The organism is Pseudomonas sp. NPDC087346, from assembly GCF_044744235.1.
Classification (GTDB): domain Bacteria; phylum Pseudomonadota; class Gammaproteobacteria; order Pseudomonadales; family Pseudomonadaceae; genus Aquipseudomonas.
Genome location: NZ_JBIUXX010000092.1, coordinates 1 through 14,491 on the forward strand (window position 1 = coordinate 1; position 14,491 = coordinate 14,491).

The 14,491-nt window shown below is 59.4% G+C and carries 13 protein-coding genes and 1 tRNA gene; 9 read left to right on the forward strand and 5 right to left on the reverse strand.

All coding sequences use genetic code 11. From position 1 onward, the window contains the following. The 9 genes from ACIOZM_RS29500 to ACIOZM_RS29540 all read left to right on the forward strand — a co-directional run. A partial coding sequence (locus tag ACIOZM_RS29500; protein ID WP_401220663.1) for a carbamate kinase occupies window positions 1-741 on the forward strand: 741 nt, incomplete at its 5' end. Window positions 742-803: 62 nt separating this feature from the next. Then, window positions 804-1,166 (forward strand): DUF5064 family protein, encoded by a 363-nt coding sequence (locus ACIOZM_RS29505; protein ID WP_401220666.1) that lies wholly within the window; start codon window positions 804-806, stop codon window positions 1,164-1,166. Between the two features lie 207 nt (window positions 1,167-1,373). After that, entirely contained in the window at window positions 1,374-2,882 is a 1,509-nt protein-coding gene (locus tag ACIOZM_RS29510) for a sigma-54-dependent transcriptional regulator (RefSeq protein WP_401220669.1), read from the forward strand. A gap of 435 nt (window positions 2,883-3,317) precedes the next feature. Continuing rightward, window positions 3,318-3,701, forward strand: a complete 384-nt coding sequence (gene gcvH / locus ACIOZM_RS29515; RefSeq protein ID WP_401220672.1) for a glycine cleavage system protein GcvH — start codon at window positions 3,318-3,320, stop codon at window positions 3,699-3,701. 11 nt (window positions 3,702-3,712) lie between these two features. Further along, on the forward strand, window positions 3,713-6,565 hold the full coding sequence (gene gcvP / locus ACIOZM_RS29520) for an aminomethyl-transferring glycine dehydrogenase (RefSeq protein WP_401220675.1): 2,853 nt from the start codon (window positions 3,713-3,715) through the stop codon (window positions 6,563-6,565). 199 nt (window positions 6,566-6,764) lie between these two features. Then, window positions 6,765-8,141 carry an L-serine ammonia-lyase gene (locus ACIOZM_RS29525; protein ID WP_401220678.1) on the forward strand — a complete coding sequence of 459 codons (1,377 nt, stop codon included), beginning with the start codon at window positions 6,765-6,767 and terminating at the stop codon, window positions 8,139-8,141. A 30-nt stretch (window positions 8,142-8,171) separates the two neighbouring features. Further along, the gene (gene gcvT / locus ACIOZM_RS29530) at window positions 8,172-9,296 is read left to right on the forward strand and encodes a glycine cleavage system aminomethyltransferase GcvT (protein WP_401220680.1); all 1,125 of its coding nucleotides are present in this window, start codon (window positions 8,172-8,174) and stop codon (window positions 9,294-9,296) included. 404 nt (window positions 9,297-9,700) lie between these two features. Beyond that, window positions 9,701-9,913 carry a cold-shock protein gene (locus tag ACIOZM_RS29535; protein WP_003227496.1) on the forward strand — a complete coding sequence of 71 codons (213 nt, stop codon included), beginning with the start codon at window positions 9,701-9,703 and terminating at the stop codon, window positions 9,911-9,913. A gap of 97 nt (window positions 9,914-10,010) precedes the next feature. Further along, window positions 10,011-10,499, forward strand: coding sequence for an RDD family protein (locus ACIOZM_RS29540; RefSeq protein ID WP_401220692.1), 489 nt, complete (start codon window positions 10,011-10,013; stop codon window positions 10,497-10,499). Window positions 10,500-10,633: 134 nt separating this feature from the next. Here the strand turns inward: ACIOZM_RS29540 and nadA are convergent, their stop codons facing one another. The 5 genes from nadA to ybgF all read right to left on the reverse strand — a co-directional run bounded on the left by nadA (window position 10,634) and on the right by ybgF (window position 14,397). Further along, complete coding sequence (nadA, locus tag ACIOZM_RS29545; protein ID WP_401220683.1) at window positions 10,634-11,692, reverse strand: quinolinate synthase NadA; 1,059 nt, start codon at window positions 11,690-11,692, stop codon at window positions 10,634-10,636. 271 nt (window positions 11,693-11,963) lie between these two features. Continuing rightward, window positions 11,964-12,039, reverse strand: a tRNA-Lys gene (locus tag ACIOZM_RS29550). Window positions 12,040-12,102: 63 nt separating this feature from the next. After that, a complete protein-coding gene (gene queC, locus ACIOZM_RS29555; RefSeq protein WP_401220686.1) occupies window positions 12,103-12,795 on the reverse strand; it encodes a 7-cyano-7-deazaguanine synthase QueC in 693 nt (230 codons plus the stop codon). 1 nt (window position 12,796) lies between these two features. Then, window positions 12,797-13,444, reverse strand: a complete 648-nt coding sequence (queE, locus tag ACIOZM_RS29560) for a 7-carboxy-7-deazaguanine synthase QueE (protein WP_401220689.1) — start codon at window positions 13,442-13,444, stop codon at window positions 12,797-12,799. 167 nt (window positions 13,445-13,611) lie between these two features. Beyond that, window positions 13,612-14,397: a tol-pal system protein YbgF gene (gene ybgF, locus ACIOZM_RS29565; protein WP_401220695.1), complete on the reverse strand. Its 786-nt coding sequence runs from the start codon at window positions 14,395-14,397 to the stop codon at window positions 13,612-13,614. Window positions 14,398-14,491 lie beyond the last annotated feature (94 nt).

Genomic DNA, 14,491 nt, shown 5'->3' on the forward strand with positions numbered 1-14,491 from the left:
TACACCTCCGTCAGCACTTACCCGCTGGACGTGCTCGTTGCCGAAACCGAAGGCATGATCGGCTACATCATCGAACAGGAACTGGGCAACCTGCTGGACTTCGAAGTCCCGTTCGCCACCCTGCTCACCCAGGTCGAAGTCGACGCCAACGACCCGGCCTTCCAGAATCCGACCAAACCGATCGGTCCGGTCTATGACAAGGCCGAAGCAGAAAAACTCGCGGCTGAAAAAGGCTGGGCAATTGCCCCGGATGGCGACAAGTTCCGCCGCGTCGTCGCCAGCCCTCGGCCAAAACGTATCTTTGAAATCCGCCCGATCAAGTGGCTGCTGGACAAAGGCAGCATCGTGATCTGCGCGGGTGGCGGCGGCATTCCGACCATGTACGACGCCGACAAGAAACTAAAAGGCGTTGAGGCGGTGATCGACAAGGACCTGTGCTCCTCGTTGCTGGCCGAACAACTGGAAGCGGATCTGCTGGTGATCGCCACCGACGTCAACGCAGCGTTCATCGATTACGGCAAACCGACCCAGAAAGGTATCGCCGAGGCGCATCCGGATGAACTGGAACGTCTCGGTTTCGCGGCGGGCTCCATGGGGCCGAAGGTGCAGGCAGCCTGCGAATTTGCGCGCCATACTGGCAAGGTTGCAGTGATCGGTTCACTGGCGGACATTGAAGCGATCGTCCAGGGCACCGCCGGCACCCGCGTCAGCACCGCGAAGCCGGGCATCACTTACCGATAATCAGAAACTCAGAGGGCAGGCCTGTGGTCTGCCCTTCTCCCATGCCTTGAAAGGAGAGAACCATGGCCCAGTTCGAACCCGGTCATTTACACATCGAACGCCATGCGTTGACTGACGACGACGTCAACTACAACGTGTGCCTCGACTATGAAGTGTTCACCGATCCCAAAGAAGGCAAAGGGATGCAGTTCACCCTGCATGGCAACATTCAGGGCAAGGACATGAAGGAAACGTTTTTCCTGCCCAAGGATCAGGCCTACAACTTCGCCAGCAACGTGACGAAGATTGCCGAGAAGTATGGAATTCCCAAGACCCACAGCAGCATCGGTTCGGTGCACAAGCATTACGATCTGATGTTTGAAGATGTGCGGGTGCAGCTGAATATGAAGTCCGGTGATCCGGTGAAACCAGAACACCTGGAATAATCTAAATCACCACACATCCCTGTAGGAGTGAGCCTGCTCGCGATAGCGATTGGTCAGTCGATATCTTCCTCGCTGACAGACTGCTATCGCGAGCAGGCTCACTCCTACAGGGCTCGGTGCAGACCTCAAAGCTGCGCCAGATTTCAACAATTCCCCGCCCCAAGGCATACTTGCCACCCTCCGCACTCCAGAACACTGAACCGCCCCATGCGTATCCACGTCAGTTTCATCGACCGCGTCGGCATCACCCAGGAAGTCCTGGCCCTGCTCGGTGGGCGCAACCTCAATCTGGATGCGGTGGAAATGGTCCCGCCGAACGTCTACATCGACGCCCCGACCCTGAGCCCCGAAGTGCTTGAAGAGCTGCGCGATGCGCTGTTCAGCGTGCGCGGTGTGCAAGCGGTGACCGTGGTCGACATCCTGCCCGGCCAGCGTCGGCACTTGCAGCTCGATGCGCTGCTCGCGGCGATGACCGATCCGGTACTGGCGCTCGACAGCGCCGGCAAGGTATTGCTGGCCAACCCGGCGCTGATTGCGCTGTACGGTCGCGAGCCGGCTGGGGAAAGCGTCTCTGAACTGTTCAATGATCCCGGCCTGCTCAACACCTTGCTTGAACATGGCTTTCGCCTGCCGCTGCGCGAGATCACCGTCAACGGCCAGACCCTGCTGCTGGACGCCACGCCAATCACCGATGCCGGCGCCCTGCTGACCCTGTATCAACCGAACCGCATAGGTGAACAGCTCTCGGCGCTGCACCACGACCACGCCGAAGGCTTCGATGCGCTGCTCGGCGAGTCCCCGGCGATTCGTACGTTGAAGGCCCGGGCCCAGCGAGTCGCGGCGCTCGATGCGCCGCTGCTGATTCAAGGCGAAACCGGCACCGGTAAAGAACTGGTTGCCCGTGCGTGCCACGCCATCAGTGCGCGACACAGTGCGCCGTTTCTTGCGCTGAACTGCGCGGCACTGCCGGAGAACCTCGCCGAAAGCGAACTGTTCGGCTACGCCCCCGGCGCTTTCACTGGCGCGGCGCGCGGTGGCAAACCGGGGCTGATGGAACTGGCCAACCAGGGCACGGTATTTCTCGATGAGATCGGCGAGATGTCGCCGTACTTGCAGGCCAAGCTTTTGCGCTTTCTCAACGACGGCAGCTTCCGTCGGGTCGGCGGCGACCGTGAGGTCAAGGTCAACGTGCGCATCCTCAGCGCGACCCACCGCGACCTGGAAAAAATGGTCAGCGAAGGCCAGTTCCGCGAAGACCTGTTCTATCGCCTCAACGTGCTCAACGTCGAAGTGCCGCCGTTGCGCGAGCGCGGTCAGGACATTCTGTTGCTGGCGCGCTACTTCATGCAGCAGGCCTGCGCGCAGATCCAGCGTCCGGTCTGTCGCCTAGCCCCCGGCACTTATCCGGCGCTGCTCGGCAACCGCTGGCCGGGCAACGTGCGGCAATTGCAGAACGTGATCTTCCGCGCTGCGGCGATTTGCGAAAGCAGTCTGGTGGACATCGGCGACCTCGACATCGCCGGCACCTCGGTGGCGCGTCAGGCCGACAGCGATGTCGACAGCCTAGAACAAGCGGTCGAAGCCTTCGAAAAAACCCTGCTGGAAAAACTCTACGTCAGCTACCCCTCGACGCGCCAACTCGCCAGCCGCCTGCAAACCTCGCACACCGCGATCGCCCATCGCCTGCGCAAATACGGCATTCCCAACAAACCCTGAAAACACCACAAAACCCCTGTAGGAGTGAGCCTGCTCGCGATAGCGGTGTGTCAGCCGACAAATTGGTTGACTGGTAAACCGCTATCGCGAGCAGGCTCACTCCTACATTGATTTGTGACGGATTCGAAATCCGTTCAAAAACGACCTCCACCTGTACTGAAAGCGCTACAGCGGAACGATATCGATACACCCTCCCCCAATCACCACTGTGCAAGGCTTTGATCCCGTTCAGCTTTTTTCCCGCCTCCATCCCGTAGCGATTTCGCTACAGCTCTCAAAAACACCAACGCCACGAAAACATCCAATCCATTGATTTGTAACAACAAATTCAATCATGGCCGCGTTCTTGCTAAGTATCCGCTCATAAATAGGGGCTTTCCTGCCCAAGCATTCCACCGCGTCCACCAGACGAGTCTGGCCCCCTGAGGAGTTTCCATGAGCGAGTTGCGTTTTACTGAAGATCACGAATGGCTGCGCACCGAAGCTGACGGCAGCGTTACTGTCGGCATCACCGCATTCGCGCAGAACGCCTTGGGCGACGTGGTGTTCGTGCAACTGCCTGAATTGCAGGCTTACGAGAAAGGCGCTGAAGCCGCCACCGTGGAATCGGTAAAAGCCGCCAGCGGCGTGTACATGCCTCTCGACGGCGAAGTGCTGGCGGTGAACCCGGCGCTGGAAGACAGCCCGGAACTGGTCAACGAAGATCCGCTGGGCGAAGGCTGGTTCTTCCGCTTCCAGCCATCCGACGCCACCGCTGTCGGCAAATTGCTGGATCAGGACGCTTACGACCGTCTGATCAAAGCGCAAGCCGAAGCCTGAGGAGCACTGACATGACTCAAGTAAACCTTGGCACCGCCAACGAATTCATCGCCCGTCACATCGGCCCGCGCGCCGGTGACGAGCAAGCAATGCTCAACAGCCTCGGCTTCGACTCGCTGGAAGCCCTGAGCGCCAGCGTCATCCCGGAAAGCATCAAGGGCACCAGCGTGCTCGGCCTCGAAGACGGTTTGAGCGAAGCTGACGCACTGGCTGCGATCAAAGCCATTGCCGGCAAGAACCAACTGTTCAAGACCTACATCGGCCAGGGCTACTACAACTGCCATACGCCGTCGCCGATCCTGCGCAACCTGCTGGAAAATCCGGCCTGGTACACCGCTTACACCCCGTACCAGCCAGAAATTTCCCAGGGCCGTCTTGAAGCGCTGTTGAACTTCCAGACCCTGATCAGTGACCTCACCGGTCTGCCGATTGCCAACGCTTCCTTGCTCGACGAAGCCACCGCCGCTGCCGAAGCGATGACCTTCTGCAAACGCCTGAGCAAGAACAAGGGCAGCCATGCCTTCTTCGCGTCGAGCCACTGCCACCCGCAAACCCTCGACGTGCTGCGCACCCGTGCCGAGCCGCTGGGCATCGAAGTTGTGGTCGGCGACGAGCGTGAACTGACAGACGTGACGCCGTTCTTCGGCGCACTGCTGCAATACCCGGCGAGCAACGGTGATGTGTTCGATTACCGCGAACTGACCGAGCGCTTCCACGCCGCCAACGCCTTGGTTGCCGTGGCTGCTGACCTGCTGGCCCTGACCCTGCTGACCGCCCCGGGCGAGTTCGGCGCCGACGTCGCCATCGGCAGCGCGCAACGCTTCGGCGTGCCGTTGGGCTTTGGCGGCCCGCACGCCGCTTACTTCTCCACCAAGGATGCGTTCAAGCGCGACATGCCGGGCCGTCTGGTCGGTGTTTCGGTTGACCGTTTCGGCAAGCCGGCGCTGCGTCTGGCGATGCAGACCCGCGAGCAACACATCCGTCGCGAGAAGGCCACGTCGAACATCTGCACCGCTCAAGTGCTGCTGGCCAACATCGCCAGCATGTACGCCGTCTACCACGGCCCGAAAGGCCTGACGCAGATCGCCAATCGCATTCATCACCTGACCGCGATTCTCGCCAAGGGCTTGAGCGCTCTGGGTCTGAACGTCGAACAAGTAAACTTCTTCGACACCCTAACTCTGGCCACTGGCGCACAAACCGCTGCGCTGCATGACAAGGCTCATGCCCGGCAGATCAACCTGCGCGTGGTCGATGACCAGCGTCTGGGTCTGTCGGTGGACGAAACCACTTCGCAAGCCGATATCGAAACCCTGTGGGCCGTATTCGCCGACGGCAAGACCCTGCCGGACTTCGCCGCCCTCGCCGCTTCGGTGCAGAGCAGCATTCCTGCATCGCTGGTTCGCCAGTCGCCGATCCTCAGCCACCCGGTGTTCAATCGTTATCACTCGGAAACCGAGTTGATGCGCTACCTGCGCAAACTGGCGGACAAGGACCTGGCGCTGGATCGCACCATGATCCCGCTGGGCTCGTGCACCATGAAACTCAACGCCGCCAGCGAAATGATCCCGGTGACCTGGGCTGAGTTCGGTGCCCTGCACCCGTTCGCCCCCGCCGAGCAAAGCGCCGGTTACCAGCAACTGACCGACGAACTGGAAGCGATGCTCTGCGCCGCCACCGGCTACGACGCGATCTCGCTGCAACCGAACGCCGGTTCGCAAGGTGAATACGCAGGTCTCTTGGCCATCCGCGCCTACCACCAGAGCCGTGGCGACGAGCGCCGCGACATCTGCCTGATCCCAAGCTCCGCCCACGGCACCAACCCGGCGACCGCCAACATGGCCGGTATGCGCGTGGTCGTGACCGCGTGCGACGCCCGTGGCAACGTTGATATCGAAGACCTGCGCGCCAAGGCCATCGAGCACCGCGAGCACCTCGCGGCATTGATGATCACTTACCCGTCGACCCACGGCGTGTTCGAAGAAGGCATCCGCGAAATCTGCGGGATCATTCATGACAACGGCGGCCAGGTGTACATCGACGGCGCCAACATGAACGCGATGGTCGGCCTCTGCGCACCCGGCAAGTTCGGCGGCGATGTATCGCACCTGAACCTGCACAAAACCTTCTGCATCCCGCACGGCGGTGGCGGCCCGGGCGTTGGCCCGATTGGCGTGAAATCGCACCTGACCCCGTTCCTGCCGGGCCACGCCCAGATGGAACGCAAGCAAGGCGCGGTCTGCGCAGCACCGTTCGGCAGCGCAAGCATTCTGCCGATCACCTGGATGTACATCCGCATGATGGGCGGCGCCGGTCTGAAGCGCGCTTCGCAACTGGCAATCCTCAACGCCAACTACATTTCCCGTCGCCTGGAAGAGCACTACCCAGTGTTGTACACCGGCAGCAACGGTCTGGTGGCGCACGAGTGCATCCTTGATCTGCGTCCGTTGAAAGACAGCAGCGGCATCAGCGTTGATGACGTCGCCAAGCGTCTGATCGACTTCGGCTTCCACGCACCGACCATGTCGTTCCCGGTTGCCGGCACGCTGATGATCGAGCCGACCGAAAGTGAATCCAAGGAAGAACTGGATCGCTTCTGCGACGCCATGATCCGCATCCGCGAAGAAATCCGCGCAGTGGAAAACGGCACGCTGGACAAGGAAGACAACCCGCTGAAAAACGCCCCGCACACGGCGGCGGAACTGGTTGGCGAGTGGACTCACCCGTACAGCCGCGAGCAGGCCGTGTACCCGGTAGCCTCGTTGATCGAAGGCAAATACTGGCCGCCGGTCGGTCGCGTCGACAACGTGTTCGGCGACCGCAACCTGGTCTGCGCCTGCCCGTCGATCGAAAGCTACGCTTAAACGAATGGGGCGGGTTTGCCCGCCCCACTTCCTTGAACACCACAAGACCCTGTGGGAGCTGGCTTGCCAGCGATGAGGGCGGATCAGTCTCCATTTTTGTTGCCTGACACACCGCCATCGCTGGCAAGCCAGCTCCCACAGGGGTTATACCAAGCCTGCAGTTGCGCCAATTCCTATAACAAGAAACCGGAGAACAACCATGTCGTTAAGCGTGTTCGACCTGTTCAAGATTGGCATCGGCCCCTCCAGTTCCCACACCGTCGGCCCGATGCGTGCTGCGGCGCGTTTCGCTGAAGGCCTGCGTCGGGAGAATCTGCTCGGTGCCACCGCCAGCGTGCGTGTCGAGTTGTACGGCTCGCTCGGCGCCACCGGCAAAGGGCACGGCAGCGACAAAGCCGTGCTGCTCGGCCTTGAAGGCGAACACCCGGACACCGTCGACACTGAAACCGTCGCTGCGCGCCTGCATGAAATCCGCAGCAACGGCCGGCTGAACCTGCTCGGCGAACAGAGCATTGCGTTCAACGAAAAAGAACATCTGGCGATGATCCGCAAGCCGTTGGCCTATCACCCCAACGGCATGATTTTTCGTGCGTTCGACGCGGCGGGGATTCAGATCCGCAGTCGCGAGTATTACTCGGTCGGTGGTGGCTTCGTCGTCGATGAAGACGCCGCCGGCGCCGACCGTATCGTCGAAGACGCCACACCGCTGACCTTTCCGTTCAAAAGCGCCAAGGACTTGCTCAGTCATTGCAGCACTTATGGTCTGTCGATCAGCCAGGTGATGCTGACCAACGAAAGCGCCTGGCGCCCGGAAGCGGAAACCCGCGCCGGGCTACTGAAAATCTGGCAGGTAATGCAGGACTGCGTGGCGGCCGGTTGCCGCAATGAAGGGATTCTACCCGGTGGCCTGAAGGTCAAACGACGGGCAGCGGCATTGCATCGGCAACTGTGCAAGAACCCCGAATCGGCGCTGCGTGATCCGCTGTCGGTACTCGACTGGGTCAACCTCTACGCACTGGCCGTCAACGAAGAAAACGCCAACGGCGGGCGCGTGGTCACTGCTCCTACCAATGGCGCGGCGGGGATCATTCCGGCCGTGCTGCATTACTACATGCGCTTCATTCCCGGCGCCAACGATGACGGCGTGGTGCGGTTTCTCCTGACCGCGGCGGCCATCGGCATTCTGTACAAGGAAAACGCCTCGATCTCCGGCGCTGAAGTCGGTTGCCAAGGCGAAGTCGGCGTTGCCTGTTCGATGGCCGCCGGCGCCTTGTGCGAAGTGCTCGGCGGCAGCGTGCAGCAAGTGGAGAACGCCGCCGAGATCGGCATGGAACATAACCTCGGCCTGACCTGCGATCCGATTGGCGGGCTGGTGCAAGTGCCGTGCATCGAGCGCAATGCGATGGGCTCGGTGAAAGCGATCAACGCGGTCCGCATGGCCCTGCGCGGCGACGGGCAGCATTTCGTCTCACTCGACAAGGTCATCCGCACCATGCGCCAGACCGGCGCCGACATGAAAAGCAAATACAAAGAGACCGCCCGCGGCGGTCTGGCGGTCAACATTATCGAATGCTGATCCCCAACCCACATTTTCAAGGAGCTCCGCATGTCCACCGAACAACTGTCGAAAACCCCGCTGCACGCTCTGCACATCGAACTCGGCGCCCGCATGGTGCCGTTCGCCGGCTACGACATGCCGGTGCAATACCCGCTCGGCGTGATGAAAGAGCACCAGCACACCCGCGAACAGGCCGGATTGTTTGATGTCTCGCACATGGGCCAGATCCGTCTGACCGGCGCCAACGCCGCCAAAGCGCTGGAAACCCTGGTGCCGGTCGACATCATCGACCTGCCGGTAGGCATGCAGCGCTACGCCATGTTCACCAACGACAACGGCGGCATCCTCGATGACCTGATGGTCGCCAACCTCGGTAACGACGAACTGTTCCTGGTGGTCAACGCAGCCTGCAAGGATCAGGATCTGGCGCACCTGCAAAAACACATCAGCGACCAGTGCAGCATCACGCCGCTGTTCGAAGAACGCGCCCTGCTCGCCCTGCAAGGCCCGGCGGCTGTCACCGTCCTCGCGCGCCTGGCGCCGGAAGTGGCGAAGATGACTTTCATGCAGTTCAATCGCGTGCAGTTGCTTGGCGTAGATTGCTTCGTCAGCCGTTCGGGCTACACCGGTGAGGACGGGTTCGAAATCTCGGTGCCTGCCGCTGATGCGGAAAAACTCGCCCGTGCCCTGCTCGCCGAGCCGGAAGTCCAGGCGATTGGCCTCGGTGCACGCGACTCGCTGCGTCTGGAAGCCGGTCTGTGCCTCTACGGCCACGACATGAACACCGAGACCACACCGATTGAAGCGAGCCTGCTGTGGGCGATCTCCAAGCCGCGTCGCGCTGATGGCGTACGCGCTGGTGGTTTCCCCGGTGCGGAAAACATCTTCGCCCAGCAACAGAACGGTGTAGCGCGCAAACGCGTCGGCCTGCTGCCGCAAGAACGCACGCCGGTCCGTGAAGGTGCAGAAATCGTCAACGAAGCCGGCGAGATCATCGGCAGCGTCTGCAGCGGCGGTTTCGGCCCGACCCTGGGCGGTCCGTTGGCGATGGGTTACCTCGACACGGCTTATGTCACCCTCGACACGCCAGTCTGGGCCATCGTTCGTGGGAAAAAGGTGCAAATGCTTGTAAGCAAAATGCCATTTGTTCCACAACGCTACTATCGCGGTTGATTGACTGTTTCTATAAGTAACGCGATTGCGTTATGCGTGCACTAATGTGTAACGCGATCGCCATAAAATAGTGCATTTTCTTACATCCGTTTCGAATATGAACTTGGCTTATAACATTCGAAAGCAATTGAACAAGCTGATCGAATAAGCCAGCACTAGTGGACTGACTAACTGCCAGCAGGCGTAGCAAAACCGGGCTCTTCGCAGGGCTTGTTTTTTCTCCCGTAGTTGGCGTAGAGTTTGTCCACTGTGTTTGCATGGGTCAGCTTTGAATCGTGACCTGGGCAGTAGCCTACAAGTTAGCTACATCCCGTTCGACGTCTTCTTACTCTCCTGCAACCAGCCCCAGTACTCTTTCATGAGAAGGAGACTGTCATTAATTTATGCGTCAAAGGAAATAAGAAATGTCCACACGTCAGAGCGGTACCGTCAAGTGGTTTAACGACGAGAAAGGTTTTGGTTTTATCACTCCAGAAAGCGGTCCGGATCTGTTCGTGCATTTCCGCGCCATTCAGGGCAACGGCTTCAAAAGCCTGAAAGAAGGCCAGAAAGTGACCTTCGTTGCAGTGCAGGGCCAAAAAGGCATGCAGGCTGACGAAGTTCAAGCAGAAGCCTAATCTTCTGTAACGAAAAAGCCCCTGATATTGATATCAGGGGCTTTTTTGTGTGCGCGAATCCGTAAAATGGCACTTCATTTTGCGTCCAGAGGCCGCCATGTCGAAAAACCTGCTCACTCCCCAGGGCGACTTTCCCACCGTCGGCCTCGGCCGTCGCCTGGCAGCGATGTTCTACGACTTTCTGCTGTGCACGGCCCTGCTGATCGTTACGGGCGGCATCTACAAGATGATCCAGGCAGCGATCATTGGTGAGGAGCGCCTGCGGGTGATGACCGATGCCGGAAAACTCGATGGCGACCCGCTTTACTCCACCGTGCTGCTATTGGTGTTGTTCGCGTTCTTCGCCAAGTTCTGGACCCATGGCGGACAGACGCTGGGCATGCAGGTGTGGGGGATTCGTGTGCAGAACGCCGATGGCAGCGCGATCAGCCTGTGGCAGGCGCTGCTGAGGTTCATGGTATCGATTGCTTCGTGGTTGTGCGTCGGGCTTGGGTTCTTCTGGTCGCTGTACGACAAGCAGAAGCGCACCTGGCATGACATCTACTCCGATACCCGCGTGGTACGTGTTCCGAAGAAGACCAAATAACCTGCAGATGCCATAAACCAATGTAGGAGAGAGCCTGCTCGCGATTGCGGTGTGTCAGTCAACTAATGCGTTGCTGATACACCGCTATCGCGAGCAGGCTCACTCCTACAGGTTTGTTTGTTGTCTGAAAGACCTTAAGCGTTACCGGCCAGCTTCATCCGCGCCGCCTGGGTGAAGTCCAGCATGCGCTTCAAAGGCCGAATCGCCTGCGGAATCAACGCAGGATCAACAAAGATCTCGTTCGTCCCTTCCTTCAAGCTCTTGAGCGTGCGCTCAAGGGTGTTCATGGCCATCCACGGACAATGTGCGCAACTGCGGCAGGCGGCGCCGTTACCGGCGGTTGGCGCCTCGATGAAGACCTTGTCCGGGCACAACTGCTGCATCTTGTAGAAAATGCCACGGTCAGTGGCGACGATCAGCGTCTTGTTCGGCAACGACTGAGCGGCGGCGATCAATTGACTGGTGGAGCCGACGGCGTCCGCCAGTTCGATCACCGCCGTCGGCGATTCCGGGTGCACCAGAATGGCCGCGTCCGGATACAGCGCTTTCATGTCTTCAAGCTGCTTGGACTTGAACTCTTCGTGAACGATGCAGGCACCGTCCCACAGCAACATGTCGGCGCCAGTCTTGCGCTGAATGTAGGTGCCCAGATGCTTGTCCGGGCCCCAGATAATGGTTTCGCCGTTATCCATCAGGCTTTCGACGATTTCCAGCGCGCAACTTGAAGTCACTACCCAGTCGGCCCGCGCCTTAACAGCCGCAGAGGTGTTGGCATACACCACCACTGTGCGTTCCGGGTGTTGATCGCAGAACGCCGAGAACTCGTCCACCGGGCAACCCAGGTCCAGCGAGCAAGTCGCGTCCAGGGTCGGCATCAGTACACGTTTTTCCGGGTTGAGAATTTTCGCGGTTTCGCCCATGAACTTCACGCCAGCGACGACTACCGTCTTGGCGGGATGGGCGTTGCCGAAGCGAGCCATTTCCAGGGAATCGGAAACACAGCCACCGGTTTCTTCGGCCAGGGCCTGAATCACCGGATCACAATAGAAGTGGGCAACCAGCACCGCGTCCTGAGCCTTGAGCTCGGCGGCGATGGCAGAACGGTAGTAAGCCTCTTCCTCGACCGTCAGCGGTTTAGGCTGTTTGGCGTCGAGGTGAGCTTGAACCAGAAGGCGTTCGGAAATCTGCGTCATGTTCGCAAGACCTGCAGGCGCTTTCGCGCGAAAGTCGAGTATACACCCGGCTCCGGACCACTTGAGGGCACCGCCGGGAGAGTGAGTTTTATCAGGCACGGACAGCGTTGAAGCTGCGCAAGGCTACAGAATATCCCGTTGATACAAAAGATGATTCTGACCTGTGTCAGCGCAGGCAACGCTGAAAGGAAAGGTGCCCGAATCGCAGGCAAAAAAAAACCCGGAAATCCTCACTTGCGTGGGCCTTCCGGATTTTCTAAACCGCCAAAAATGGTGGGTCGTGTGGGATTCGAACCTACGACCAATTGGTTAAAAGCCAACTGCTCTACCAACTGAGCTAACGACCCGCTGTGTGGTGGCGCGTATAATACTGATTTTTAAGGACTATTCAACACCTAATTTGAAAATAATCAAAAATAAGGTGTTGGGTCGCTTACACCAGCCGCCGCAAAGCCTTCCGAACGCAGTCGGCAGCTGTCGCATTTACCGCATGCACGGCCGTTATCGTCGGCCTGATAGCAAGAAACGGTCAGCCCGTAATCAACGCCAAGCTTCACACCAGCCTGAACGATCTGCGCCTTGCTCAGGTTCTGCAACGGAGCCTGAATGCGGAAGCCATTGCCTTCCACGCCAGCCTTGGTCGCCAGATTGGCCATGCGTTCGAAGGACTCGATGAACTCGGGACGGCAATCCGGGTAGCCGGAATAGTCCACCGCGTTGACGCCAATAAAGATATCGCGTGCGCCGAGCACTTCAGCCCAGCCCAATGCCAGCGACAGGAACACTGTGTTGCGCGCTGGCACGTAAGTCACCGGGATGCCTTCGCCCAACTCTTCCGGAATGTCGATGCTGGTGTCGGTCAGGGCCGAGCCGCCCATGCCATCGAGGTTCAGACCAATCACTTTGTGCTCGACCGCGCCCAGATCACGGGACACACGTGCAGCAGCGTGCAGTTCTGCGTGAGAACGCTGGCCGTAGTCAAAACTCATGGTGTAGCAGGCGTAGCCTTCGGCACGAGCCATCGCCACGACAGTGGCCGAGTCCAGGCCGCCAGACAGCAGGATCACAGCACGTTTTTCGGTGGTGTTCAGTTGTTCAGTCATTTCAGCGCCCCGGCTCGTCATTCCATAGATATTTATGCAGCTGCAATTGCAACCGCACTGGCAGGTTGTCCGCCACCACCCAGTCCGCCAGATCCCTGGCATTGAGGTCATGATGACTTGGGGAGAACAGCACTTCACCCGCACGTCGATCGAGACCGTACTGAATCAGTTTCGAAACCGACCAGTCGTAGTCTTCCCGCGAGCAGATGACAAACTTCACCTGATCGTTGGGCGTCAGCAGATCGATGTTCTCGTAGCGGTTGCGGTGTGATTCTTTCGACCCCGGGGTCTTCAAGTCGACAACTCGACTGACCCGAGAATCTACCGCCGAGATGTCGATAGAACCACTGGTTTCCAGTGACACTTCGTAACCGGCGTCGCACAACTGCTTGAGTAACGGGATGGCATTGGGCTGCGCCAACGGCTCGCCGCCGGTGACACATACATAGCGCGGACGAAATCCGGCTACTTGCTCAAGGATGTCGTCGAGGGTGCGGACGGTGCCGCCAGTGAACGCGTAAGCGCTGTCGCAGTATTGGCAACGCAATGGGCAACCGGTCAGGCGCACAAAAACAGTGGGCAGCCCGGCAGTCCGCGTTTCCCCCTGCAAAGAGTAGAAAACTTCGGTGATTCTCAATGTGTCTTGCATAGTCGCCACGGGCGTAACAGCTAAACAGGCTGTCCGCCTCCGTCAGGCACTTCAGGGCAATCCCGCCAACGCGTAGACTACCAGAAGCGTGTTTCAGAAAAAGGGTGTGAATTCTAACGAAAAAACCCGCAAAAAGTGCGGGTTTCTTCAAAACGACTCAAACAGCCTTACATGCGTTGCAGATCGCGTTGGGCCAACTGAGCGGCGGAAGTCCCCGGATACTGGGAAACCACTTGTTGCAGAATGCCTTTGACCTTGTCGGTATGACCGAGGCGGCGCTCTACATCAGCCAGCTTGTACAGCGAATCCGGCACTTTGGCGTGCTTGGGATACAGCTGCGAAACCTTGGCAAACGCCTGACCTGCACCTTGCAGATCGCCCTTCGCCAGGTTTACTTCGCCTAACCAGTACTGGGCGTTGCCCGCATACTGGCTGTTCGGGTATTTACGCAGGAATGCCGAGAAAGCCTGGCTGGCCTTGTCGAAATCCTTGGCTTTGATCAGGTCGAAAGCCGCATCGTAATACAGCTTTTCCTTGGCCGGATCACCCGGTTCACTACTTGCAGCAGGTGCCTGGGCAGCAGCAGCCCCGGCGCCAGCGGCAGCACCGGCAGCAGCACTTGCATCGCCACCGGCAGAAGAATTCTCAGGAGTCGCGGCAGGTGCACCGCCGGTTCCTATGCGCCGATCAAGATCCTGGTATCGCTCCAAAGATTCCTGCTTCATGCGCGCAACTTGATTCTGCAGTTCTTCAATCACACCTTGCTGGCGCGATATCTGATCCTGCATTTGTTGCAATTGGTTGAACAGCATGCCCTGCGCAGAGGCAGGGGCCGAAACCCCTCCCCCCGCGTAGGCGCCGTTCGTACCGTAACCTGCAGGCGGATAACTGCTCCCGCTATTGTTATAACCGGAGTTGTCATCGACCACAGGAACCGCAGCCCACACCCTCATAAATGGATAGGCTGGCGGCGCGGTGGGCTGGCCGGGGGGGGGCCTGCGGGCGCGGGGCGGGCGCCTGGCGGCGGTGCGAGCGTTCCGGGCGTGT